This is a genomic window from Nocardiopsis sp. CNS-639 (assembly GCF_000381685.1).
Taxonomy (GTDB): Bacteria; Actinomycetota; Actinomycetes; order Streptosporangiales; family Streptosporangiaceae; genus Nocardiopsis; species Nocardiopsis dassonvillei.
Map to the genome: position 1 here is coordinate 1 of NZ_KB906902.1, position 2090 is coordinate 2090.

Annotated in this window: 2 protein-coding genes and 1 pseudogene; 2 read left to right on the forward strand and 1 reads right to left on the reverse strand. The window is 72.8% G+C overall.

The genetic code is table 11. The features are described from left to right. Positions 1-98: 98 nt before the first annotated feature. Together G011_RS0129375 and G011_RS0129380 are read left to right on the forward strand one after the other, a co-directional pair. On the forward strand, positions 99-710 hold the full coding sequence (locus G011_RS0129375; RefSeq protein WP_019611611.1) for a TetR/AcrR family transcriptional regulator: 612 nt from the start codon (positions 99-101) through the stop codon (positions 708-710). A gap of 342 nt (positions 711-1052) precedes the next feature. Beyond that, on the forward strand, positions 1053-1838 hold the full coding sequence (locus tag G011_RS0129380; RefSeq protein ID WP_013153601.1) for a sporulation protein: 786 nt from the start codon (positions 1053-1055) through the stop codon (positions 1836-1838). A 75-nt stretch (positions 1839-1913) separates the two neighbouring features. Here the strand turns inward: G011_RS0129380 and G011_RS31965 are convergent. Beyond that, a pseudogene (locus tag G011_RS31965) lies at positions 1914-2090 on the reverse strand (ABC transporter ATP-binding protein); the annotation flags it as partial.

The window sequence follows — 2090 nt, forward strand, 5'->3', positions numbered from 1 at the left end:
GCCCACGTGGCCGCAGCGAAACCTGTTCGTCTTTGACCAGTCCAACGGTCCCTTCAACGGGTCTGGTTGGAACCGCTTACACACGAATTAGGACCACCGTGAGCAGGAACTACGCCGGACTCAGCCGCGAGCGCATCATCCTCGAAGCGCTCCACATCATCGCTGGCCGCGGGCTCGGCGGCCTGTCCATGCGCCGCCTCGGCGACGCGCTGGAGGTGGAGGCCATGGCCATCTACCACCACTTCCCCCTGGGCAAGGAACAGCTGTTCAACGCCATCGCCGCCTACGTCACCTCCCCCGCGGCCACCGGCACCGTCCCCATCGACGACGGGGAGGCGTCGGAAGACGCGGAGGGGGCGAAGGAGCCCGAGGAGGACACCCGGCCCTGGGACGTGCGCCTCACCGAGTGGGCCGAGGCCTACCGGGAGCGGCTGCTGGAGTTCTCCGGGGCGCTCTCCCTGCTGGTCCACCGCGCCCCGCGCACGCCCAGCAGCGACGCCACCCGGGCCCTGGTCCGCGACGCCCTCGCCGAGGCGGGGTTGGAGGGCGAGGACCTGGAGCGCGCCGCCGACGCCCTGCACTCCTACTGCGTGGGCGCGGTCGTGCACCAGGTCCGCCACCAGGACGAGGAGGACGCCCCCGACGCCGCCGAGTCCCGGGCGCGCTTCCACCACGGGCTGCGCGCCCTGCTGCGCGGGCTCACCGCCTGAGCCGCGCCCGGGCGGGGTCGGGCGGCGGGACGCCCTCAAGGGTCGGCCCTGAGCCGTGCCCGGGCGGGACAGGAGGGAGGACTCCTTCGAGGGCCTGCGCGCGTCGGCCCTGAGCCGCGCGCCTGGACGGGCGGGCCCCGGCGTGATCGGCCTCCGTTGACCCGGCCTCCCCGCCCCGGACCCAAGGGGCGGGGCCCGCCGGTGTGCCCGGCTCCCGAGCCCCGCCGCGGGAAACAGGGACCTTCGTCGGGGAACCGAGTGCGTTCTCCCGGCGTCGTTACCAGAAGACAGCCCCCGACCCCGCTCCTCCTCCCGGCGCGGGGCGGTACAGAAAGGTCATCCATGGTTCTCAAGCGCCTGCTCGCCGGTATCGGATTCGGCGGGGCCTCGGTGGAAACCACCCTGCACTCCTCCGTGGCCACCCCGGGCGGCACCCTGCGGGGCACCGTCGTCATCGAGGGCGGCAACGTCGAGCAGCAGGTCGAGCGGCTCACCGTCGGCCTCCAGGCCCGGGTCGAGGTCGAGAGCGGCGACCACGAGAGCACCCGCGACCTGGAGTTCCACCGCGTCCAGATCGGCGGCGGCGTGACCCTGGCCCCCGGCCAGCGCTTCGAGGTGCCCTTCGAGCTCTTCGTGCCCTGGGAGACCCCCGTCACCGTCCACCGGGGCCGCCACCTGCACCGCATGAACGTCGGTGTGAACACGCGCCTGCACGTGGCGGGCGCAGTCGACCCGGGCGACCTGGACCCGGTGGCAGTGGAGCCGCTCCCCTCGCAGCTGGCCGTGCTGGACTCGCTGGCCTCCCTCGGCTTCTCCTTCAAGCAGGCCGACCTGGAGCAGGGCCGCATCCTGCGCACCCGCCAGCAGCTGCCCTTCTACCAGGAGATCGAGTTCTTCTCGCCCAGCCGCTACCGGGGCCTGAACGAGCTGGAGCTGTCGCTGGTCACCGACGAGCGCGGCATGGACGTGGTGCTGGAGCTGGACAAGAAGCCGGGTCTGCTCTTCTCGGAGAGCCGCGACACCTTCCACCGCTTCAGCGTCGACCACAACGAGGGCGCCGGGCGCGACTGGTCGGGCCACCTGCACCAGTGGATCGACTCGCTGGCGGGCAAGCGCAGCATGTTCTGATACTGACGGGCCCCGGGGACGGGCGTCCCCGGGGCCCGCGGCGCGGTCGGCGCGCGGATCACCCGGTCCGCGGGTTCACCCGGTCCGCTGGCGGGTGCGCTCCGCGCGCAGTTCGCGGGCCTGGTCGGGGTCCAGCACGGGCGCCGCGTTGAGCAGTTGGCGGGTGTAGTCGCTGGCGGGGTTCTCGTACACCGCGTCGCTGTCACCCATCTCCACCACCTCACCCGCACGCATCACCGCGACCCGGTCACT